Origin of the sequence: Streptomyces sp. NPDC002935 (assembly GCF_040611295.1) — a bacterium.
Taxonomy (GTDB): domain Bacteria; phylum Actinomycetota; class Actinomycetes; order Streptomycetales; family Streptomycetaceae; genus Streptomyces.
In genome coordinates, this window is record NZ_JBEXNW010000024.1 from 56,733 (window position 1) to 78,405 (window position 21,673).

General features: G+C 71.5%; 22 protein-coding genes. 13 read left to right on the forward strand and 9 right to left on the reverse strand.

Annotation, left to right across the window (positions count from 1 at the left end; all coding sequences use genetic code 11):
• Positions 1–12 precede the first annotated feature (12 nt).
• The gene (locus tag ABZX90_RS28660) at positions 13–1,077 is read left to right on the forward strand and encodes an adenosine deaminase (RefSeq protein WP_351123138.1); all 1,065 of its coding nucleotides are present in this window, start codon (positions 13–15) and stop codon (positions 1,075–1,077) included.
• Here ABZX90_RS28660 and ABZX90_RS28665 read toward each other — a convergent pair.
• Both ABZX90_RS28665 and ABZX90_RS28670 read right to left on the reverse strand, forming a co-directional pair.
• Positions 1,065–1,574 carry a DUF664 domain-containing protein gene (locus ABZX90_RS28665; RefSeq protein ID WP_351123142.1) on the reverse strand — a complete coding sequence of 170 codons (510 nt, stop codon included), beginning with the start codon at positions 1,572–1,574 and terminating at the stop codon, positions 1,065–1,067. The two genes, ABZX90_RS28660 and ABZX90_RS28665, sit on opposite strands and share 13 nt — an antisense overlap.
• A gap of 79 nt (positions 1,575–1,653) precedes the next feature.
• Entirely contained in the window at positions 1,654–2,547 is an 894-nt protein-coding gene (locus ABZX90_RS28670; protein WP_351123145.1) for a LysR family transcriptional regulator, read from the reverse strand.
• A 145-nt stretch (positions 2,548–2,692) separates the two neighbouring features.
• Here ABZX90_RS28670 and mgrA point away from each other — a divergent pair, with 145 nt between their 5' ends.
• Positions 2,693–3,685, forward strand: coding sequence for an L-glyceraldehyde 3-phosphate reductase (gene mgrA, locus ABZX90_RS28675; RefSeq protein ID WP_351123148.1), 993 nt, complete (start codon positions 2,693–2,695; stop codon positions 3,683–3,685).
• A gap of 129 nt (positions 3,686–3,814) precedes the next feature.
• On the opposite strand, the gene ABZX90_RS28680 is transcribed toward mgrA, so the two are convergent.
• The gene (locus ABZX90_RS28680; protein ID WP_351123151.1) at positions 3,815–4,192 is read right to left on the reverse strand and encodes a nuclear transport factor 2 family protein; all 378 of its coding nucleotides are present in this window, start codon (positions 4,190–4,192) and stop codon (positions 3,815–3,817) included.
• A 355-nt stretch (positions 4,193–4,547) separates the two neighbouring features.
• Here ABZX90_RS28680 and ABZX90_RS28685 point away from each other — a divergent pair, with 355 nt between their 5' ends.
• From ABZX90_RS28685 to ABZX90_RS28700, 4 genes are all read left to right on the forward strand, one after another.
• Positions 4,548–4,958 (forward strand): hypothetical protein, encoded by a 411-nt coding sequence (locus ABZX90_RS28685; RefSeq protein ID WP_351123153.1) that lies wholly within the window; start codon positions 4,548–4,550, stop codon positions 4,956–4,958.
• Positions 4,959–5,026: 68 nt separating this feature from the next.
• Positions 5,027–7,369: an FHA domain-containing protein gene (locus tag ABZX90_RS28690; RefSeq protein WP_351123156.1), complete on the forward strand. Its 2,343-nt coding sequence runs from the start codon at positions 5,027–5,029 to the stop codon at positions 7,367–7,369.
• 6 nt (positions 7,370–7,375) lie between these two features.
• On the forward strand, positions 7,376–8,113 hold the full coding sequence (locus ABZX90_RS28695; RefSeq protein WP_351123159.1) for a hypothetical protein: 738 nt from the start codon (positions 7,376–7,378) through the stop codon (positions 8,111–8,113).
• Positions 8,114–8,147: 34 nt separating this feature from the next.
• Entirely contained in the window at positions 8,148–9,152 is a 1,005-nt protein-coding gene (locus ABZX90_RS28700) for a serine/threonine-protein kinase (protein ID WP_351123162.1), read from the forward strand.
• A gap of 33 nt (positions 9,153–9,185) precedes the next feature.
• Here ABZX90_RS28700 and ABZX90_RS28705 read toward each other — a convergent pair whose 3' ends face one another.
• Positions 9,186–10,478, reverse strand: coding sequence for a streptophobe family protein (locus ABZX90_RS28705; protein ID WP_351123165.1), 1,293 nt, complete (start codon positions 10,476–10,478; stop codon positions 9,186–9,188).
• 162 nt (positions 10,479–10,640) lie between these two features.
• Here ABZX90_RS28705 and ABZX90_RS28710 point away from each other — a divergent pair, with 162 nt between their 5' ends.
• Positions 10,641–11,999, forward strand: coding sequence for a DUF6777 domain-containing protein (locus ABZX90_RS28710; RefSeq protein ID WP_351123167.1), 1,359 nt, complete (start codon positions 10,641–10,643; stop codon positions 11,997–11,999).
• 123 nt (positions 12,000–12,122) lie between these two features.
• The gene (locus tag ABZX90_RS28715; RefSeq protein WP_351123170.1) at positions 12,123–12,617 is read left to right on the forward strand and encodes a helix-turn-helix transcriptional regulator; all 495 of its coding nucleotides are present in this window, start codon (positions 12,123–12,125) and stop codon (positions 12,615–12,617) included.
• Positions 12,618–12,656: 39 nt separating this feature from the next.
• Here the strand turns inward: ABZX90_RS28715 and ABZX90_RS28720 are convergent, their stop codons facing one another.
• The 3 genes from ABZX90_RS28720 to ABZX90_RS28730 all read right to left on the reverse strand — a co-directional run bounded on the left by ABZX90_RS28720 (position 12,657) and on the right by ABZX90_RS28730 (position 15,293).
• Entirely contained in the window at positions 12,657–13,259 is a 603-nt protein-coding gene (locus ABZX90_RS28720) for an ATP-dependent Clp protease proteolytic subunit (protein WP_351123173.1), read from the reverse strand.
• 1 nt (position 13,260) lies between these two features.
• Complete coding sequence (locus tag ABZX90_RS28725) at positions 13,261–13,914, reverse strand: ATP-dependent Clp protease proteolytic subunit (RefSeq protein ID WP_351123176.1); 654 nt, start codon at positions 13,912–13,914, stop codon at positions 13,261–13,263.
• A gap of 182 nt (positions 13,915–14,096) precedes the next feature.
• Positions 14,097–15,293: an epoxide hydrolase gene (locus ABZX90_RS28730; RefSeq protein ID WP_351123179.1), complete on the reverse strand. Its 1,197-nt coding sequence runs from the start codon at positions 15,291–15,293 to the stop codon at positions 14,097–14,099.
• A 209-nt stretch (positions 15,294–15,502) separates the two neighbouring features.
• Between ABZX90_RS28730 and ABZX90_RS28735 the strand changes: the two genes are divergently transcribed.
• A complete protein-coding gene (locus ABZX90_RS28735) occupies positions 15,503–15,985 on the forward strand; it encodes a VOC family protein (RefSeq protein WP_351123181.1) in 483 nt (160 codons plus the stop codon).
• A 122-nt stretch (positions 15,986–16,107) separates the two neighbouring features.
• Positions 16,108–16,503 carry a nitroreductase/quinone reductase family protein gene (locus tag ABZX90_RS28740; RefSeq protein WP_351123184.1) on the forward strand — a complete coding sequence of 132 codons (396 nt, stop codon included), beginning with the start codon at positions 16,108–16,110 and terminating at the stop codon, positions 16,501–16,503.
• A gap of 58 nt (positions 16,504–16,561) precedes the next feature.
• On the opposite strand, the gene ABZX90_RS28745 is transcribed toward ABZX90_RS28740, so the two are convergent.
• Complete coding sequence (locus ABZX90_RS28745) at positions 16,562–17,785, reverse strand: GAF domain-containing SpoIIE family protein phosphatase (RefSeq protein ID WP_351123187.1); 1,224 nt, start codon at positions 17,783–17,785, stop codon at positions 16,562–16,564.
• 61 nt (positions 17,786–17,846) lie between these two features.
• Complete coding sequence (locus ABZX90_RS28750; protein ID WP_351123358.1) at positions 17,847–18,863, reverse strand: zinc-binding alcohol dehydrogenase family protein; 1,017 nt, start codon at positions 18,861–18,863, stop codon at positions 17,847–17,849.
• A 144-nt stretch (positions 18,864–19,007) separates the two neighbouring features.
• Here ABZX90_RS28750 and ABZX90_RS28755 point away from each other — a divergent pair, with 144 nt between their 5' ends.
• The 3 genes from ABZX90_RS28755 to ABZX90_RS28765 all read left to right on the forward strand — a co-directional run bounded on the left by ABZX90_RS28755 (position 19,008) and on the right by ABZX90_RS28765 (position 21,662).
• Positions 19,008–19,805: a VOC family protein gene (locus ABZX90_RS28755; protein WP_351123190.1), complete on the forward strand. Its 798-nt coding sequence runs from the start codon at positions 19,008–19,010 to the stop codon at positions 19,803–19,805.
• 111 nt (positions 19,806–19,916) lie between these two features.
• On the forward strand, positions 19,917–20,915 hold the full coding sequence (locus ABZX90_RS28760; protein WP_351123193.1) for a helix-turn-helix domain-containing protein: 999 nt from the start codon (positions 19,917–19,919) through the stop codon (positions 20,913–20,915).
• A 39-nt stretch (positions 20,916–20,954) separates the two neighbouring features.
• Positions 20,955–21,662: a ribonuclease H gene (locus ABZX90_RS28765; RefSeq protein ID WP_351123196.1), complete on the forward strand. Its 708-nt coding sequence runs from the start codon at positions 20,955–20,957 to the stop codon at positions 21,660–21,662.
• The last annotated feature ends 11 nt before the right edge of the window (positions 21,663–21,673 follow it).

A 21,673-nucleotide genomic window follows, 5' to 3' on the forward strand; every position in this document is an offset into this window, starting at 1 on the left:
GGAACACCGCACATGACCGCGCCCCGCATCGACATCGACACCATCCGCCGCCTGCCCAAGGCGGTCCTGCACGACCACCTCGACGGCGGTCTGCGCCCGGCCACCCTGGTCGAGCTCGCGGAGACGGTCGGCCACACCCTGCCCACCACGGACCCGGAGGCGCTGGCCGACTGGTACTACGAGGCCGCCAACTCCGGTGACCTGGTGCGCTACATAGCCACCTTCGAGCACACCCTCGCCGTGATGCAGTCCCGCGAGGGTCTGCTGCGCACGGCCGAGGAGTACGTCCTCGACCTCGCCGAGGACGGGGTCGTCTACGGCGAGGTGCGGTACGCGCCCGAGCTCATGGTGAACGGCGGGCTGACCCTGCCCGAGGTCGTCGAGACCGTGCAGGAGGGCCTCGCGGCGGGCATGGCCAAGGCCGCCGCCGCGGGCACCCCGGTGCGCGTCGGCACCCTGCTGTGCGGCATGCGGATGTTCGACCGGACCCGGGAGATCTCCGACCTCGCGGTGGCGTTCCGGGACGGCGGAGTCCTCGGCTTCGACATCGCGGGCGCCGAGGACGGCTTCCCGCCCGCCGACCACCTGGCCGCCTTCGAGCACCTGCGCCGCGAGAGCGTCCCGTTCACCATCCACGCCGGTGAGGCCCACGGTCTGCCCAGCATCCACCAGGCCCTCCAGGTGTGCGGCGCCCAGCGCATCGGCCATGGCGTCCGCATCACCGAGGACATCGTGGACGGCAAGCTCGGCCGCCTCGCCGGCTGGGTGCGCGACCGCCGCGTCGCCCTGGAGATGTGCCCGACCTCCAACCTCCAGACCGGCGCGGCCACGTCCATCGCCGAGCACCCCATCACCGCCCTGCGCGACCTGGGCTTCCGAGTCACCCTCAACACCGACAACCGTCTGGTGTCGGGTACGACGATGACCCGGGAGATGTCGCTGCTCGTCGAGGAGGCGGGCTGGGGCCTTGACGACCTGCGCACCGTCACGGTGAACGCGGTCAAGAGCGCGTTCATCCCCTTCGACGAGCGCAAGGCCCTCATCGAGGACGTCGTGCTTCCCGGCTACGCCTGCTGAAGCAGTCCGCGTACGTAGGCGGCCTGTCCGACGTGCTGGAGATCGTCGGACAGGACGCTGATCAGGCGTACGCCCAGGGTGACCGGCGGGTCCCAGCGTTCGTCCACGACGCGCTCGAAGTCCGTGGCGGCCAGACCGCCGATGAACGCGAGGGTCCGCTCGTGAACGGCGTCGTAGTAGCCGACCAGCAGGTCACCCGACTCCACCCGTACCCGGGCGACCTTCGCGGACGTGTGGCCATAACCGGTGTCACGTCGTGGCAGATCGAGCCCGAAGCGCTTGGCCCAGTCCTCGGTGAGCCAGACCTGTTCGGTCCCGGCGGCGTCGGCGACATGGTCGTCCTGGACGCGGGTGAGATGCCAGACCAGCCATGAGATCGAGTTGGCGGCTTCGCTGGGACGGGCATTGAGGTCGTCCGGCGGGAGGCCGTCGACGGTGGCATGGACTTCTTCCCGGATGCGGCCGAACGCGTCGATGAGTATGTCCTTCGCAAGCATGGATCCACCATCGCGCATCGCGCCCGTCCCTGCGCCCGGAACCCCGCACGTCAGGCCCGCCGACCGTATCCGGGTGGTGTCAGACGCCTTCCCGAGAGGTGTCGAGGAGCAGCATCAGGGCCCGCGCGGCCGGGCTCGTGGCCTCCGGCGGCGGGAGCATGGCGACGGTCTCGTACGACCCTTCCGAGGCGCCCTTGAAGGGGAGCGCGGTGAGGTCGCGGGCCTCGCGCTTGAGACCGAAGTGGCGTGGTACGACGGCGATTCCGAGGCCCTCGTGGACGAGCTCCAGAAGGCTGTGGACGTCGTTGACCTCCAGCGTCACGGTCCGTTGCACGCCCGCCGCGGCGAACGCCGCGTCGGTGGTGCGCCGCGGACCCCAGTCGGGGTGGAAGTCGACGAAGGCCTCCCCGCCCAGGTCCTCGGGCGTCACCACGGCGGCGGTCGCCAGGTGGTGCTCCGGGTGGCAGAGCACGGTCATCGGCTCGGCGGCCAGCGGGACCGACCGCAACTGCTCGGAGTCGGCCCGTGTGCGCACGGCGAAGGCCAGGTCGAGCCGGCCCGCCGCGACGTCCTCCGCGAGCGCTTCGGAGCCCGCCTGGCGCAGCCGGATCTCGACGTCCGGATGACGCCGCCGGAACGCGGCGAGCAGCGTGGCGCAGTGCACGCCCGCGATGCACTGTTCGGTGCCGAGGGAGAGAGTGCCGCGCAGCACACCCTGCACGGCGGCCACGGCGTCGTGCGCCGAACGCACCTGTGCGAGGATCCGCTCCGCCTCCACGAGCAGGGCGCGACCGGCCTCCGTGAGGGTGACCCGGCGGGTCGTACGGACGAACAGCGGCGCCCGCAGCTCCCGCTCCAGCGCGCGGATCGACGACGACAGGCCCGACTGCGACACCATCAGCCGCTCCGCCGCCCGGGTGAAGTGCCGGTCCTCGGCGACGGCGACGAAGTGCTGAAGATGGCGCAGTTCCATGAGGCGCAAGCGTAGACGCCGAGGCAGGGGCGCCCGTACCGATTGAGAAGCCGGATCGTTCAATGCCATCCGATCCTCCCGTTGGACCGCTGCCCCGGGGCGCGCCAGAGTGGAAGCCTGTTTCCCCGGCCCCCAGGAGCACGCGTTGTACACCGCACACCCCGACCGTTACGCGGACATGCCCTACCGGCGCACCGGACGCAGCGGCCTGAAGCTTCCCGCGCTGTCGCTCGGCCTGTGGCACAACTTCGGCCCCGACCGGCCCGTGGACATCCAGCGCGCGATCCTGCGCCGCGCCTTCGACCTCGGCGTCACCCACTTCGACCTGGCGAACAACTACGGCCCGCCGCCCGGCGCGGCAGAGTCCGCCCTCGGCGACGCCCTGAAGGCCGACTTCGCGCACCACCGGGACGAGCTGATCGTCTCCACCAAGGCCGGATACCTGATGTGGCCGGGCCCGTACGGCGAATGGGGCTCGCGCAAGTACCTGCTGTCCTCGCTCGACCAGAGCCTGGGCCGGATGGGCCTCGACTACGTCGACATTTTCTACTCGCACCGCCCCGACCCGGAGACTCCCCTGGAGGAGACGATGGGCGCCCTGCACTCGGCGGTCCAGCAGGGCAAGGCGCTGTACGTCGGCGTCTCGAACTACTCGGCGGAGCAGACCCGCGAAGCCGCCCGGATCCTGGCCGAACTGGGCACTCCGCTGCTCATCCACCAGCCGCGCTACTCGATGCTCGACCGCCGCCCGGAGGACGAGGGCCTGCTGGACACGCTCGACGAGCTCCAGGTGGGTTCCATCGCGTACTCGCCGCTGGAGCAGGGACTGCTCACCGGCCGCTACCTCGACGGCATCCCGGACGACTCGCGGGCCGCGAGCGACAGTCCGTTCCTGAGCGCGGACACGGTCACCGAGGACCTCGTGGGCCGGCTGCGGACCCTCGACGAGATCGCCAAGTCCCGCGGCCAGTCGCTGGCCCAGCTGGCGCTGGCCTGGGTGCTGCGCGGCGGCCGGGTCACCTCCGCCCTGATCGGCGCGAGCAGCCCGCGGCAGTTGGAGGACAGCGTCGCGGCCATCGGCAACCTGGAGTTCACCGAGGACGAGCTCGCCCGGATCGACGCGGTGGTCAAGGCGTAGAGCCCCCGGCGGTCAGCGGGCCGCCGCACCGTTCGCGAGGGCAGGAGGCGGCCGCCTCCTGCCCTCGCGAACGGCGGCCGTCTGCGCGCTCACGTGCCCGGCCCATTCACGCGGACGCACCGTGCCTGCTCAGGCCGGAACGCGGTCCAGGAATCCGTGCACGCTCCGGATCCGCCCCTCGCCGTCCAGGACGATCACGTCGAATCCGGCGACGGGCGCCGATCCGTCCGCCGTGTGGAACAGCTCCCAGCCGAACCGGGCCGTGTCGTGGTGTCCGTCGATTGCGCCCAGCAGGCGAAAGGCGAAGCCCGGGAACTGCTCGTGCGCCGCCGTGATCACGGCCGCGATCTGCTCGTGCCCGCGGACGTCGGCGAGCGGGTCGGTATAGCTGCCGTCCGCGGTCCAGGCGGCGGCCACCGCTTTCGTCAGCGTGTCCCGCCCGCCCGCGTTCCAGGCCTCGAAGTAGCGGGTGACGGCGGTCTCGTAGCGGTCGGTGTTCGCGGACATGGTGAACCAGCCTCCATCGAGGGACGTATTCATGGTCGGGGTCCGTATCCCGAGCTGTCGTGCCGCTCCGGGATGCGATACGACCACCCTGCCGGGCGCCGCCGGGAGCGTCGATTACCTCGCGGGTAATGCACCGGCCCGGGGGCCCGGACGGCGTCGGTGCCGTTTCGGCCATCGTCGACGGTGAATATGCCAAGAGACTGGCTGGAATCACATGGTGACAGTGTGTCAGTAGTGACGATACTCAATCACTAGGGCAATTCAGCCACGCCCGCGCACCAGCACGGTGCACCGCACATGAGCCGCAGGGAAGTGAGGCCGGACCGGCGACGAGCGACGCCAATGGGGGCAGATCGTGCACGACGAATTCCTGTGCCATGTCACCGCGTACGGCATCTGCGGCGGTCAGCGAGTCGGCGTACCCCTGGGCACCTATCGCGCGCCGACCCTCGCACTCGCCCTGTGGTGGATGCGGGACCGGGCGATCTGGATGGCCGAACGGCTCGATCCGCAGCCGGAGGATCCCACCTTTCCGCCCAACTCGATCGCCCCGGTGGGGGAGAGCGTCCCCGACGTACCGACGATGCTGCGCGCCTGGTGCGGTGACTCGGAGCAACAGGAGCTGGTGGCCGATGAATTGGCCGCGGGAAAGCTCGTCCGGGTCTCCACCAACGACGACACCACCGAATACGAACTGCTCGCGGAATCGGTGGACGCGCTGCGCATGCACCGCACCGCCACGGTACTGGGCATCTCCGCCGCCTGACCGTTCGCGCGGTCCCGCCGGGCAGCGCTGATCAGGCACACATGTGGGCGAATCGCTAGAATTCTGGCATGGCACAGAGGCCGGTCGCGGCGACTGCACCCGAGCTCGTCCTCGAAACCGAGGCGGGCTCGACGGTGATGAGTCCGAATCACGACTACCACGTCGGGCGCGATCCCCTGTGCGACGTCGTGATCGACGACGTACGGGTCTCGTGGCACCACGCGGTGCTCCGGCCCGACGCCGACCATTGGACGCTGGAGGACGAGAACAGCACGAACGGCACGTACGCCGACGGCCGGCGCGTCCACGAGTGGGGCGTCGGACCCGGCAGCGTCATCCGCTTCGGAAGTCCCGCCGACGGCCCGCGCGCCGTTCTCGTGCGACGCCCGCCACCTGCCGCGGAGCGTCCCTCGGCCGTCTCCATGCCGGCCGCCACCGGCACCTTCAGACAGCCGACCACCGTACGGCCGCTGCCCTCCCGCACCGTCCGCATCGGCCGCGGCGGCGACAACGACCTGGTCATCGACGACCTGATCGTCTCCCGGCACCACGCCGAACTGCTGGCCCAGCCCGACGGGACGTACGAGATCGTCGACCTCGGCAGCCACAACGGCACGTTCCTCAACGGCCAGCCGGTCGCCCGCGCCCCGGTCACACCCGGTGACATCGTCGGCATCGGGCACTCCGCGTTCTGTCTCGTCGGCGACCAGCTGCAGGAGTACGTCGACAGCGGCGAGGTCTCCCTCGACGTCCAGGACCTCACCGTCGAGGTGGACCGGGGCAACAAGACGCTCCTGGACAAGGTGTCCTTTCCCGTCGGCGAGAAATGCCTGCTCGCCGTCGTCGGCCCGAGCGGTGCCGGAAAGTCCACGCTCCTGAACGCGCTCACCGGACAGCGGCCCGCCGACCACGGCACGGTGCTCTACGACGGCCGTGACCTCTACCGCGACTACGCCGAGCTGCGCCAGCGCATCGGCCTCGTCCCGCAGGACGACATCCTGCACGCCCAGCTGACCGTCCGCCGCGCGCTCACCTACGCCGCCGAACTGCGCTTTCCGCAGGACACGGCCAAGGCGGAGCGCCAGGCGCGGGTCGACGAGGTGATCGGCGAGCTGGGCCTCGATCAGCGGGCCGACCAGCCCATCCACAGCCTGTCGGGCGGACAGCGCAAGCGCGTCAGTGTGGCCCTGGAGCTGCTGACCAAGCCGTCCCTGCTCTTCCTCGACGAGCCGACCTCCGGTCTCGACCCGGGCATGGACCGCTCGGTGATGCACATGCTGCGCGGCCTCGCCGACGACGGCCGTACCGTCATCGTGGTCACCCACAGCGTGCTCAGCCTCGACGTCTGCGACCGGCTCCTGGTCCTCGCGCCCGGCGGCAAGGTCGCCTACTACGGGCCGCCCGACGACACCCTCGCCTTCTTCGGCTACCGGCAGTGGCCCGAGGCCTTCGAGGCCTTCGAACGCGACACCGACCGGGACTGGGCGGGTGAGTACCAGGACTCGCCGTTCCACCGTCAATACATCGACAAGTCCACCTCGCAGCCGAGGATGCCGGACGCCGCCACCGGGGCGCTCGTCGGACCGCCGCCCAAGGCCCAGAGCTGGGGCTCCCAGCTGCGCACGCTGGTCCGCCGGTACGCGGCCGCGCTCGGTGCCGACCGGACCTTCCTCGCCATCATGATCGCCCTGCCGTTCGTGATGGGCGCGATGGCGCGGGCGCTGGCCGGCAGCAAGCTGACCCAGGAGACGGCGATGAACGCGCTGCTCATCCTGTGCGTCGGCGGTGTGCTCACCGGCGCGGCCAACGCCGTGCGGGAACTGGTCAAGGAACGGACGATCTACCAGCGAGAACGGGCCGTCGGCCTCTCCAGATCGGCGTACCTGATGTCCAAGGTCGTCGTCCTCGGCGCCATCACCGTGCTCCAGGCCGTCGTGCTCACCCTCGTCGCGCTGTTCGGTGTCGACCTGAACGCGCCCGGCGGCGAAGGGGTTCTGATGCCGCCGCTCGTGGAGATCACGCTGGCGGTGGCGCTGCTCGCCTTCACCGCGATGATGCTCGGCCTCCTCGTCTCCGCCCTGGTGCGCAAGGAGGAGGTGACGATGCCGCTGCTGGTGCTGCTGGCCATCGTCCAGGTGGTGTTCTGCGGCGCCCTGCTGAAACTGCACGGCGTGCCCGGCATCGAACAGTTGTCCTGGCTGGTGCCCTCCCGCTGGGCCCTGGGCGCGATGGCCGGGACCGTCGGCCTCGCCCGGATCGTCCCCGGCGAACTGACCGGTGACCCGCTGTTCAAGCATTCGACCGGCGTCTGGCTGCTCAACATGGGGATGCTGATCGTGCTCTCCGTCGTCTTCGGCTGGCTGGTCGCCCGTCTGCTGCGGCGGCACGAGCCCGCGGTCATGCGGAAGTAGCCGCTTATGACGAGCCCCGGCTTCCGCCCCACGCATGTCGTTCCGCAGGACGGGCTGCCCGCCTGGGAGACGCCGGACCCCTCCCGGCCCACGGTCCCCCTCGACGCGCTGCTGCCGGTCCAGCTCCTCGACAGGCTCGGGGACTGGGGACGGGTCCTGTGCGCGAACGGCTGGTCGGCCTGGGTCGACGGCCGCCTGCTGATCGCCGTACCGCAGGTACCGCCCGCGGCGACCAGTCCGCTCGCCCGCACGGCCGATCCCCGCCCGCTGCTGGCCCGCGTCGAGGAGGCCCTCGCCGGCTACCGGAAGGCGGCCGAGGAACTGGCGTCCGGTCAGCTCGACACCGAGGCCTTCCGCGCCCGGACACAGGGCAGCCGGATCGGGGTGGTCGTCGACGGCGAGTCGCTGTGGCTGTACGACGGCGAGCACGAGCGGTGGGTGTACTGCGACGGAACGCGGCTGAGCACCTTCGCGGCAGAACGCACCCCCGCGACCGCGCCACCGCAGAGGGCTCGGCGGCCCCAGGAGCAGGAGCGGGAGCAGGACCAGGACGTGGACATGGACAGGGCACGGGAGCCGGAGCGGGACCGGCGCCAGGAGCCGGAGCCGGAGGCGGCGCGGGCGCGGAGGAAGGCCCGGGAGCACGAGCAGGAGCCGACGAGGGTCGTGAAGGAAGTCGCTCCCGGCGGACACGAACCCACCCGTCTGGTCACCTTCGACAGAGACGACCGGGGCGAGGACTGATGGACGGCGCCGGTCGCGACCGGGGTGACGGCTGATGGACGACGGGTCCCGGCGCGACACCAGCCCGTTCTCGGGGCGGCCCTCCGATCTGATCGGACGGCAGATCGCGGGCTACCGGATCGAGCGGGAGATCGGCCGCGGCGGGATGGCCGTCGTCTACCGGGCCAAGGACCTGCGCCTGGACCGCACCGTCGCCCTCAAACTGCTCGCTCCGGAACTGGCCCGCAACGACACCTTCCGCGGCCGCTTCACCCACGAGTCACGGGTGGCCGCCGCGATCGACCACCCGCACATCGTGCCGGTCTTCGAGGCGGGCGAGACGGACGGCGTTCTCTACATCGCCATGCGCTACGTCGCAGGGCGCGATCTGCGTCATCTGCTCGACCGCGAGGGGCCGTTGCCGGTCACGGTCGCCGCCCGGATCGCGCTCCAGGTCGCCTCGGCCCTCGACGCGGCCCACGACCACGGCCTGGTGCACCGGGACGTGAAACCCGGCAACATCCTGGTCGCCCAGGGCACCGACAGCGACCACCCCGAACACGTCTATCTCACGGACTTCGGGCTGACCAAGAAGTCCCTGTCGCTGACCGGGTTCACGAGCGTCGGACAGTTCGTCGGCACCCTCGACTACGTGGCGCCGGAGCAGATCTCCGGCAAGCCGGTCGACGGCCGCTGCGACGTCTACAGCCTCGGCTGCGTCGTCTACGAGACGATGGCGGGCAAGCCGCCCTTCCAGCGCGACGACGACATGGCCCTGCTGTGGGCCCACCAGTACGACCAGCCACCGGCCCTGACCACGAAGCGCCCCGACATCCCGGACGCGGTCGACGCCGTCCTCGCGAAGGCGCTGGCCAAGAGCCCCGACGACCGGTACGACTCGTGCCTGAGCTTCGTGAGCGCGCTGCGGATCGCCGCACGGGGTCCCACGACAGGAGGCGGCACCCGCTCGCGGGCGGACGCCGAGGACACGCCGGAATCCGGTCACCCGGGGCCGCCGCCCGAGCCCCCGGACTGGGCCCGGCCGGTGTTCAGGCGCTGACCGTCCCACCCCTTCGACCGGCCTCGGCGGACCTCAGCGGGATTCGACCTCGCCCTTGCGGTGGACGCCCCTGGCCAGGAGCGCGCCGAGGAAGCCGGTGACCAGCCCCCACAGCACGGCGAAGCCCAGGGCACCCCACACCTGGGGCTTCAGGAAGAGCTCCCCGTTCAGGCCGCCTCCCACGTCGCCGAGACCGAGGATCGACAGGCCGTAGTGCGCCGAGATCCGGCCGAGGAGACAGATCATGAGCACGGTCAACGCGAGCGCGACCGCCATATGGACGGCGTGCTGCCAGGCGCGCATCCGGGCCGGTGAGCGGGCCGCCATCAGGAACGCGGCACCGAGCAGCAGTACGGCGTCGACGACCACCAGCCACCAGATCCTGCCGTCGTAGTCGGCGAGGCTGCGGAGATTGACGGCGGAGACGTCCGGGGTACGCAGCACCTCGTCGAGCACATGAGGCATCGGCAGCCCGAACGGCCCGTCCACGCGCCCGTTCCAGGTGGCGCCCAGCCCGATCGTGAACGCGAGCCAGACGACGTTGGGCAGACCGAGGAGCATCACGGCGAACGTCTCGGCCGCATGCCCGCGGGTCGCCGCCACCACCAGGCCGATGACCGCGCCGATGCCGACGCACGTGAGCAGCAGGACCACCATGGCGTACGCGGCCGGGCGCACCGACTCCTGGAAACGCAGCAGCCGGGCGGGGAGCGGCGCACTCCGCGAGACCAGCAGGCCGATCACGAGCACGCCCAGGAGCCACAGGACTCCGAAGACCAGGGTCTGCGCCACGGCGGCCTTGAAACCCACCTCGGGCGTTGCGCCGAACAGGTCGCCGATCGCGCCGATGGTGCCGTCTCCGAGGTCGACGGTGAAGTTCTGCCGGGCCGCGAGTGCCGGCCCGATCAGGGCGAGCAGCCACAGGACGGCGATCCGTCCGGCCCAGCCGGCCAGTTCCGGTGCGCCGGCGACGGCGCGATGCCGCAGCGGCCGCAGGAATCCCGCCCCGAGCACCAGTGCTCCGGCCAGGGTCACGGACAGCGGAATCACCGTCAGGCCCGCCTTGGTCTCGGCGATCGCTCCCGCGTCTCCCGTGAACTCGATCGTGCCGCCGACCGCCGTCACGACGGTCGCGGCGACCACGCGCGGATAGGCGTTGTCGGGAAGGTCGGTGGCGCCGGACGCCCAGAGCCCGAGCGCGGCGACCACTCCCATGACCACCAGCCCGGCCAGGACGGTCACGAGGGCCTGGATCCAGCCGTGACGGGCGGCCGGACGCGCACCGCGGCGGTCGGCCGGCTGGTCGGACGGTGTCGGGGGACTCACGCTGCCACGCTAAGCAGCGCCGACACGGTCCGCCCCTCGGGAGGGCCGACCGCGTCAGCTTGCGGGCACGGCCGGACCGGAGCACACAATGGGGACGCTGTGGAAGAAAGCGGCACAAAGCGCACCAGTGCCGCGACATCCCTCCGTCGGGAAGAAGAGCTCGTGAGCGTCGAACCGCCGTCCTCCGGCCGCCCCACCGGACCGCCTTCGGGCCCGCTCTCGGGTCCTACGCAGCCGAGCCCGACCCAGCCCATCGGCAGCCCGCCCGCCGGACCGCCCGGCGGCGCGTCCGGCGCGGGAGGCGGAGCCGGTGGTGGGGGAGACGGTGGTACGGGTGGCCCTTCCGGACCCGGCGGTGGAGCCACCGGACCGGGACAACCGGGCGGCGGACCCGAGCGCCCCTGGTGGCGGTCGGCGCCGCGGGTCGCCCTGATCACCGGTGTCGTAGCGGCGGCGGTGATCCTGGGCCTGGTCTTCACCACCAGCAACAGCGGCACCAAGAACGCCGGCAGTGAGGTCTTCCTGCAGTCCGCGAACAAGACGGGGCCCGACCCGTTCACCGAGTCGACCGCCAACGACAGTTCCACCGAACCCCAGACCCCCGCGAGCCCGGCAGCTTCGGCACCCGCCAACGCGACACGCGCCGTGAGCGGCTCCGCGCCCGGCCTCTACGGCGGCACCCGCAACGTCTCCAGCTGCGATGTGGAGAAGCAGATCAGCGCGCTCCAGGCGGACCCCGCGAAGAACAAGGCGTTCGCCTCGGTGGAGGGCATCCAGCCGGACGCGGTCCCCGCGTATCTGCGCTCCCTGACCCCCGTACAGCTGCGCATGGACACCCGCGTCACCAACCACGGCTACCGCAACGGCGCGCCCACCAGCTACCAGGCGGTCCTGCAGGCCGGTACCGCCGTCCTCGTGGACGCCCGCGGCGTGCCCCGGGTGCGCTGCGCGTGCGGCAACCCGTTGCTCGCGCCGGTCCCGCAGAAGGGCACACCCAAGCCGACCGGCGACTCGTGGCCGTCGTACAGCTCGCAGAACGTCGTGGTCGTCGCGCCCTCGACCACGATCATCAACGTGTTCGTCATCTTCGACCCGGACCACGACGAGTGGATCGCCCGGCACAAGGGCGACAACACACACCAGGACAAGAAGACGCATCCCCCGGTGAACCCCTCTCCGTCGGTGAGTGTCTCGAACTCCCCGTCCCCGTGCGCCTCCTCGCCCGGCGGTACGCCGTCGTCGGCACCCAGTCCGTGCCCGCCGACCTCGCCGTCGCCCGAGAGCTCGTCGCCCTCTTCGTCGTCCTCCTCCTCGCCGTCCTCCTCGAAACCGGGGACCCCGTCCAGCGAGCCCCCGTCGACAGTGACGGAGTCGGCCCCGTCGTCCGGTTCGGCGTCCGACAGCGGGACGACGCAGTCGTCCTCGGCGGCCTCCTCCTCCGCCGCCTCCTCCTCGGCCGTCTCCTCGTCCGTCTCGACCAACGGAGCCCCGCGCTCCCGGACGATGTCCCCCGAACTCTGATGCGCCGTCGCGACGCCGGGAAACACCGCCGGGAGCCGCCCGGCCCGGTGGCGTTCCGCCGGATTCACCGAGAGCGGAACGCCGGTCCCTTCCGGTACGGCCCGGCGCTTCTAGGCTGAAGGGGTGAGCAACCACGTGCCGAACGAAGCCCGCGTCATCCCCCTGCGCCCGGCGGCAGCACCGGAGCCCTCCCGGACCCCCGCGGGGGCCGACGCCCGGGCACGAGCACCGCAGCGGACCAGGCCGGACCTCGCGCCGCGCCCGGGACCGACGGCCCCCGCGGCACCCGGTCCCACGGAAAGGGAGCCGTTGTGGCGCGACCTCGTCGGTGACGTCCTGCGTCGCGAGCGCCTGGCGCAGGAGCGCACGCTCAAAGACGTGGCCGACGCGGCCCGTATCTCCATGCCCTACCTCTCCGAGGTGGAGCGCGGCCGCAAGGAGGCCTCCTCCGAAGTCCTCGCGGCCGCCGCCCGCGCCCTCGGCCTCGGCCTCACGGATCTCCTGTCGCTGGCCCAGCACGAGCTGACCCGGCCCACCCGGGCCGCGTCCCGCCGGGGCCGCTCCGCCGTGACCCGGACGTCGGCCTCGCGGTACGACGGGATGTGCCTCGCCGCCTGACCTCGGCCGGCCCCGGCGGCGGGCAGGGTGGTCAGCCGGTCAGACCACGGCGAGGCGGCGGCTCAGGACCTCGTCCGCGAGCCCGTACGCCACGGCGTCCTGCGCGGTGAAGATCTTGTCGCGGTCCATGTCCGCGCGCAGGGTGGCGATGTCGTGGTGGGTGTGCCGGGAGAGGACCTCCTCGACCTGCGCGCGGATACGGAGCATCTCCTTGGCCTGCACGCTGAGGTCCGACACCGTGCCCTGATGCCCGCCGCTCGCCGGCTGGCCGAGCAGGACGCGCGCGTGCTCCAGGACGAACCGCCGTCCGGGATCACCCCCGGCCAGCAGAACCGCGGCCGTGGAGGCGGCCTGTCCGACGCAGAACGTCGAGATCGGCGCCTGCACGAAGGTCATCGTGTCGTAGATCGCCATGAGCGAGGTGAACGAGCCGCCGGGCGAGTTGATGTAGATCGCGATCTCGCTCTCCGGGCTCGACGACTCGAGGTGGAGGAGCTGTGCGATGACGACGTTGGCGACGCCGTCGTCGATCTCCGTGCCGAGGAAGATGATCCGCTCGGAGAGCAGCTTGCTGAACACGTCGTACGACCGTTCACCCTGCGGGGTGCGCTCGACGATGTTCGGAATCGTGTACGTACCCATGTCAGAGTCCCATCCGTCGCCGTGACGCGGCCGGGCGGACGTCGTCGAGCGACTCCACGACCCGGTCCACCATGCCGTACTCCATGGCCTGTTCGGCCGTGAACCAGCGGTCGCGGTCGCCGTCCCTGGAGATCGTCTCCTCGCTCTGGCCGGTGTGTTCCGCGGTGATGCGTTCGATGGCCCGCTTGGTGAACTCGTGGTTCTGTGCCTGGATCTCGATGTCGGCGGTCGTGCCGCCGATGCCCGCGGAGGGCTGGTGCATCATGATCCGCGCGTTCGGCAGCGCGAAGCGCTTGCCGCGCGTCCCCACGCTGAGCAGGAACTGCCCCATGCTCGCGGCGAATCCCATCGCGAGCGTGGAGACGTCGTTGGGGATCAGCCGCATGGTGTCGTAGATGGCGAGGCCCGCGGTCACCGATCCGCCCGGACTGTTGATGTACAGGCTGATGTCGGTGCGCGCGTCCTCCGCCGACAGCACGAGCAACTGCGCGCAGACCCGGTTCGCGGAGACCTCGTCGACCTGGGTGCCGAGGAAGACGATCCGCTGGGCGAGCAACTGCGCCGCCAGATGGTCGTCGAAGCGGGTCGCGGGGGTGTCGCCCTCCTCGGCCCGCGGCGAGCGGGCCGGATCCCAGCCGGTGGTCAGGGGAGCCATGGGTCCTCCTTCGTCGTGACGCGGCGGGCGTCGCCGCTGACTCCACTCTCGGTCCGGTGGTGGTGCCGGAACGGCCTTCTCGGCCGGCAGCAGATTCGCCGTGGGCAGAGCGGGAGAGACTGGCGGTCCTGTACCCGGACCGCCCGACGACCGCGAGCGAGCGAAGGTGGTCCGGCGCTTTCTCAGGCGGTGCCGCGGAGTTCACGGAAGAACGCCCGGATGTCCGCGACCAGCAGATCCGGTTCCTCCATCGCGGCGAAATGGCCTCCGCGGTCGAATTCGGTCCAGCGGACGATTCTGTCGGTGCGTTCCGCGACATGGCGCAGCGCGACGAAGTTCTCCTCGGGAAAGACCGCGAGCGCGGTCGGAGCGGTCGACGGTTCGGGCGGAGTGCCCCAATAGGCGGCGTGGGCACGCTCGTAGTAGATCCGCGCGGACGAACCGGCTGTGCCGGTCAGCCAGTAGAGCATCACGTTGGTGAGCAGCAGATCCCGGTCGACGGCGTCCTCGGGACGGTCCTGTGAGTCCGTCCACTGCCGGAACTTCTCGGCGATCCAGGCGAGTTGGCCGACGGGCGAGTCCGTGAGGGCGTACGCGAGCGTCTGCGGCCGGGTCGACTGGAGCGCGGCGTAACCCGCTTCGTCGCGGTTCCATTCCTGACCCCGCCGCCAGGAGACGAGGGTCCGCTCGCGTTCGACCGGGGTCAGCGCGGCGAGTTCCCCGGCGGTCGGCTCGGTGACGGCGGACGAGCCGGGCAGCAGGTTGAGGTGCACGCCGATCACCCGCTCGGGGTGGGCGCGCCCCAGTTCGCGCGAGATGGCCCCGCCCCAGTCCCCGCCCTGTGTGCCGTAGCGCCGGTAGCCGAGACGCTCCATCAGCTCGGCGAACGCGGCGGCCACCCGGGTGAACTCCCAGCCGGTGTCCCGGGTCGGCCCCGACAGCCCGAATCCGGGAATGCTCGGCACGACCAGATGAAAGGCGTCGGCCGGATCGCCGCCGTGCGCGCGTGGATCGGTCAACGGCCCCACGACCTCGGTGAACTCGACGATCGAACCGGGCCAGCCGTGCGTGATGATCAGCGGGGTCGCCCCGGGTTCCGGCGAGCGGATGTGCGCGAAGTGCAGACGCGCGCCGTCGATCTCGGTGGTGAACTGCGGCCACGCGTTGAGGCGTTCCTGCGCGGCGCGCCAGTCGTAGGTGTGCCGCCAATACCGTACGAGGTCCTGGAGGTAGTCCTTCGGGACTCCGTAGGCCCAGCCCACTCCGGGCAGTTCGTCGGGCCAGCGGGTGCGGTCGAGACGTCGGTGCAGGTCGTCCAGGTCGCTCTGCGGGAAGTCGATGCGGAACGGATGGACGCCGGGGGTGTCGGTGAAGGTCATGTCCGCGGATGCTAACTCCGCGCGCGTCGCGTCGGGCGGGGATTTTTCCCGGCGCCGGAAGCGCTGCCGCTCGCCGCTACCGGTCGGTAGGTCCGATGACGCGACAGCTCCGGGCCTTCGCGGGCGCAATCGTGGGCGCGCGACAGATGAGTTTTCGGACGAGGATCAGTCGACAGAAGTGACGACGTTTTCCGCCCGAGGAGGTACACATGCCCGCCGACGGTTTCACCACCTGTCTGTGGTTCGACGGCCAGGCCGAGGAGGCCGCCCACTACTACGTCTCGATCTTCAAGAACTCCAAGCTCGGCAGGATCGGCCGCTACCCGGAGGGCGGGCCCGGACCCGCGGGTTCGGTGCTGGCCGCCGAGTTCGTGGCCAACGGCCAGAAGTTCGTCGCGCTGAACGGGGGCCCGCAGTTCACCTTCGACGAGGCGATCTCGTTCCAGATCGACTGCGCCGATCAGGAAGAGGTGGACCACTACTGGAACAAGTTCACCGAGGACGGCGGTGAGGCGGGCCAGTGCGGCTGGATCAAGGACAAGTACGGACTCTCCTGGCAGGTCGTCCCCGCCGGGCTCATCGACATGATCGGCGACTCGGATCAGGAGAAGGCGGCCCGCACGTTCCAGGCGATGCTCCAGATGTCCAAGCTGGACATCGCGGCCCTGACGAAGGTGTACGCCGGGGAGTAGCCCCCGCACGTGGTGGCGGAGGGATTGCGCGGCCGGATGTCGTAGGGAGCGGCAGGGGCGGTGCGGTGGCGCAGTCCCGGCGCCCGCAGAATGGCGTTCCACGGCCCAGGGGAGGATCACTCATGTCGCGCCACCACGAGTTGAAGTACCGCACGGTCACGGCGTTCCAGCGGCGGATCGGCAATCCCGTCCTCAAGCGGCTGCCGGTGCAGACGCTGATCGAGACCACCGGACGCACTTCGGGTCTGGCGCGCCGGACGCCGATCGGTGGCCGGCTGGTCGGGCGGGAGTTCTGGTTCGTCTCCGAGTACGGCGAGCGGTCGCAGTACGTGCGCAACATCCTGGCCGATCCGAGAGTCCGGGTGCGCGTCAAGGGGCGCTGGCACACGGGCACCGCCCACGTACTGCACGGCGACGACGCCCGCGCCCGGCTGAAGAGTCTGCCCCGGTTCAACAGTGCCGCCGTCCGGATGGTCGGCGCCGCTCTCACCACGGTCCGCGTCGACCTCACCGACTGAACGGGCCGGCCGCACCGACCGCGCCGGTCCAGGCCGGAAGAGCAGATCCCGAGCGTTCTCACGCCGGGTGGTTCCGCGGCCGGATCCGGGCCGCCAGTACCGCCACGTCGTCCTCCGCGTGCCGGGCGTCGAGCTTGACGAGCACCTCGTCGAGCAGGTCGTCGACTCCCGCACCCGGCGGCAGACGCAGCGCGGCCAGCCTCGCCAGCGACTCGTCGATGTCCTCCTCGCGGCGCTCCACGAGACCGTCGGTGAACATCACCAGGGTGTCGTCGGGGGCCAGTGCGCGGGTGGCCTGCTCATAGCCGCCCACCCCCGTGCCCAGCGGCGGGCCGACCGGCAGCGACAGCAGTTCGCCGGAGCCGTCCCCGGCGAACACCACAGGGGGCAGATGCCCGGCGCTCGCGATCGCCGCGGTGCCGCGCGCCGGATCGGCCCGGACGAGCAGACAGGTGGCCGGACGCCGGGTGCCGTCCTCGGCGACCGCCGCGTCCAGACGGCGCAGCACCCGGTGGGGCGGCAGATCCGTGGAGGCGACATAGCGCAGCATCGAGCGGTAAGCGTTCATGTCCACCGCCGCGTCCAGGCCGTGGCCCATCACGTCGCCCACGACCAGCAGGGTCCGCCCGAAGTGCAGCCGTACGGTCTCGAACCAGTCCCCGCCCACCAGGGTGCTGCCCCCGGCCGGCAGATAGCGGGTGGCGAGGTCGAGGTTCGGATGCGGCCGGCCCGGTTCGGCGAGCAGCGCCCGCTGGAGGTCCAGGACCGTGCTGCGGACGGCGTTGTGCCGGCGGGAGTGACCGAGGTGGACGGCCGCGAGGCGCGCCGCGTAGTGCGTGCCCGACATGGCCGCGTCGGAGAACGCCGCTCCCCGCCGGACGGCCAGCAGCACCCCGTAGAGGCGTCCGTGCGCGAGCAGCGGCACGGTCATGACCTGCCGCGGGATCCGCCCGGACAGGTCGATCGCGGCGGCGATCGGATGCCCCTCGTCGAGCGCCCGGACGGACAGGGGGCGCGGACCGCCCGACGGAGTGAGCAGCCGGGTGTCGCCGGCCGCGGCGACGCGTGAGAGGTCCGGCGCCGAGGAGTGGTGGTCGGCCGCGACATCCGTAGGCAGCAGGTCCACCGCGGTGGCGTCGCAGAAGTGCTGGTGGACGAACGCGGCGAGTTCCTCGCAGGTGGTCCGCTCGTCGAGCGTGGTGCCGATCGACTCGATGGCGTCCTCCATGGCGCCGAACGGCACCCCCGCACCCGCAGTGTCGTCACCGCCCAGGCCCGCCATCGCACCTCCACCGCAGCACCGCCTGGGTCCATCCACGCACGGGGGCGGCCCGCCCGCATGCTCAGCTCTGCGGCGGGCGGTCGTTCACCAGCACCGCCGCCCCGTCGAAGCGGCTCGCCTTGAGATCCCGCAGGGCCTGCCGCGCCTCCGCCAGGGGATAGGCGTGTGTCGTGGCGCGGATGCCGTGGCGGGCCGCGAGTGCCAGGAACTCCCGTCCGTCCTCGCGCGTATTGGAGGTGACGCTGCGCAGTTCCTTCTCGTAGAACAGGTCGCTCTCGTAGCGCAGGGGCGGCACGTCGCTCAGATGGATACCCGCGACCGACAGCACACCGCCCCGGTCCAGAGCCCGCAGGGCGACCGGGACCAGATCACCGACCGGCGCGAACAGGATCGCGCTGTCCAGCCGCTCGGGCGGCTCGTCGTACGCCCCGCGGGCCGACGCGGCCCCCAGGGCGAGAGCGAGCCGACGCGCGGCCGGATCCCGCGTCAGCACGTGCACGGTGGCGCCCTGCGCGAGCGCGAGCTGCGCGCAGAGATGGGCGCTGCCCCCGAAGCCGTACAGGCCGAGCCGGCCACCGCGCGGCAGCGCCGCCCTGCGCAGCGCCCGGTAGCCGATGATGCCCGCGCACAGCAGCGGCGCCAGGGCGACGTCGTCCACCCCGTCGGGCAGCCGGTAGGCGAAGGCGGCCGGGACAGTCGTGTATTCCGCGTAACCGCCGTCGGCGTCCCAGCCGGTGTACTCGGACGCCGGGCAGAGGTTCTCGGCCCCGCGCGCGCAGTAGCCGCAGGTGCCGTCCGTACGGCGCAGCCAGGCGACGCCCACCCGGTCGCCCAGGGCGAAGCCGCTCACTCCGTCGCCCGACGCCGCCACGACGCCCACGATCTCGTGGCCCGGCGTCACCCCGGGACGGCGCACGGGCAGGTCGCCCTCGACGACATGGAGATCGGTGCGGCACACCCCGCAGGCGCGGACGTGCACCAGCAACTCGTCGGGTCCCGGCGTCGGCACCGGTTTCCCGACGAGGCGCAACGGCTCCCCCTCGATCGGCCCCGGCCGGATCACTTCCCACGCCCGCATCATCATTCCGTGCCCCGTCCCGTCGACGACCAGGTCGCCCCGCACTCCAGTGTCGTGCAGCGCCCGCGCTTCGGCGCGCGACCCGGGCGAAGGCTGGCTAGCGTGAACAGCGCAACCGTTCACCGAACCGGAGAAGGTCGAGTCATGGCCGTACAGCCTGAAGGAACGCCCTGTTGGGCGGACGCGATGTTCAGCGATGTCGAAGGGGCCAAGAGTTTCTACGGGGACGTCCTCGGCTGGACGTTCGGCGAGGCGTCCTCGGAGTACGGCAACTACACGCAGGCCTACTCCAACGGCAACGCGGTGGCCGCCGTCGTGCCGCCGATGCCGGGCCAGGAGGGGCAGTCCGCCTGGTGCCTGTACTTCGCCTCGCCCGACTCCGCCGCGACCGCCGCGAAGATCAAGGACAACGGCGGCGAGGTGCTGATGGAGCCGATGCAGGTCGGCGATTTCGGCACCATGACGCTGGCCCGGGACCCCAGTGGAGCCGTGTTCGGCGTCTGGGAGGCGGGCGTCCACGAGGGCTTCGAGTCGATCGGTGAGCCCGGCGCGTACGCCTGGGCCGAGGTCTTCACCCGCGAGCCCGAGAAGTCCGACCCGTTCTTCCCGGCCGTCTTCCCCTTCAGCGCCCAGCAGGTGGAGGACGACAACGTCGACTTCCGCATCTTCAGCCTCGCCGAGAAGCCGGTCCTCGGCCGGATGAAGATGACGGACGACTTCCCGCCCGAGGTGCCGTCGTACGTCAACGTGTACTTCACCGTCGGGAACTGCGACGAGGCGGTCGCGAAGGCGACCGAGCGCGGTGCGATCCTGCGCTTCGGGCCGATGGACAGCCCGTTCGGCCGGTTCGCGGCGCTCAGCGACCCGCAGGGCGCCGCGTTCTCCGTCATCGACATGACGACGACGCACGGCGAGATGCCCAAGATGTCGGACGTGTCCTGACGCGTTCCCGCGCACGGGCAACCACGCGCTTGCGGTATTCGTCCCTTCCTGTGGCCGTGGCACCCTCGGGTGGCCGCATCCCTCACCAGGACGGCGAGCGAAAGAGACCGCATGCTGCGCATTCACTTCACCTCGCACGATCTGCAGAACCTCCGTGTGGCCCGGCAGCCGGATCCGCTGTGGGAACTGATCTGCAGCGTCTGCCGGCTGGAGACCGGACAGGGGCCGCTGGACTTCGGGCACTGGAGGCGTGCGGCCCGCGACCGTCTCTCCAAGGACGCGGTCGCGGGCCGCGCGCTGGGCCCGCTGCGGGCGCTGATCCCGGCGGCCGGCTACATCCCGGACTTCCTCACCCCGCCGGTCACCGGCGGTGGGCTCGCGGCCGGGCTCGACGAGTTACGGCGTACCCCGAGGGAGCGGTTGACGCGTGAGCTGACGCGGCTGGCCGAGTCCCGTCCGCTGCCCGCCTGGACGACCTCGCTGGGCCGCCCCGGCAACGACACGCTCACCTCCCTGACAGGCGCCCTCGCCGCCTCTTTCCGTACCCTGCTGGAGCCGTATTGGCCGCACGTCCGCACGGCGGTCGGCAACGATGTCGACCTGCGTTCCCGGACCCTCCTGGACGGCGGTACGCAGGCGCTGCTGGAGGGGCTGCGGCCGCTCGCGCGGTGGCGGGCCCCGGTGCTCGAAGTGGACTATCCCACCGAGCGGGATCTGTACCTGGAGGGGCGCGGGCTGCTCCTCGTCCCCTCGTTCTTCTGCTGGCGCCGCCCGACCGCGCTCGCCGACCCGGGGCTCGATCCCGTGCTGGTCTACCCGGTGGCCAAGGCCCCGCTGACCGTCGCGCGGAACACGGACGACGGGATCGAACGCCTGCTGGGCCGCACCCGGACCGCCGTTCTGACCGAGGTGGCGTTCGGCGGCTCCCGCACCACCTCCGAGGTCGCCCGGGCCGTGGGGATCGCGATGCCGAGCGTCAGCTACCAGATCGGCGTCCTGCGCGACGGGGGACTGGTGGCCAGCCATCGCGACGGGAAGTACGTGCTGCACGCTGCCACGCCGCTCGGTCTGCGCCTGCTGGACACCGCGGGCTTCTCCGGGGCGCGGTGAGCTCTCGCCCCGTGCGCGGCGCCCTCGACCGGGCGTGGCATGATCGGGGTCATGCCTGAACGCGTTGTGGCCGCCTGTGACGGGGCTTCGAAGGGAAACCCGGGACCCGCCGGATGGGCCTGGGTCGTCGCCGACGGGGACGAGACCCCGACCCGCTGGGAGGCGGGACCGCTGGGCACCGCGACCAACAACGTCGCCGAACTGACCGCGCTGGAACGCCTGTTGACGGCGATCGCCCCGGACGTGCCGCTGGAGATCCGGATGGACTCCCAGTACGCGATGAAGGCCGTCACGACCTGGCTGCCGGGCTGGAAGCGCAAGGGCTGGAAGACGGCCGCGGGCAAGCCCGTCGCCAACCAGGAACTGGTCGCCCGTATCGACGAACTCCTCACCGGCCGCACGGTGGAGTTCCGCTACGTCCCCGCCCACCAGATCGACGGCGACCGGCTGAACGACTTCGCCGACCGTGCCGCCAGCCAGGCCGCGATCGTGCAGCAGCCCGCGGGCAGCGACCTCGGGTCCGCGGAACCGCCGGCGTCACCCGACACCCCCGCCCCCTCCGGAGCCTCCCGCCGCCGCCCCGCGGCCAAGGCACCCCGGCAGGGCACGTCGAGCCGCACCATCAACGCCAAGTTCCCCGGCCGGTGCATGTGCGGCCGCTCCTACGCGGCGGGCGAGCCCATCGCCAAGAACGCCCAGGGCTGGGGCCACCCGGAGTGCCGGACCGAGGAGTCGGGCGGCGCCTGACGCTCCGGCGT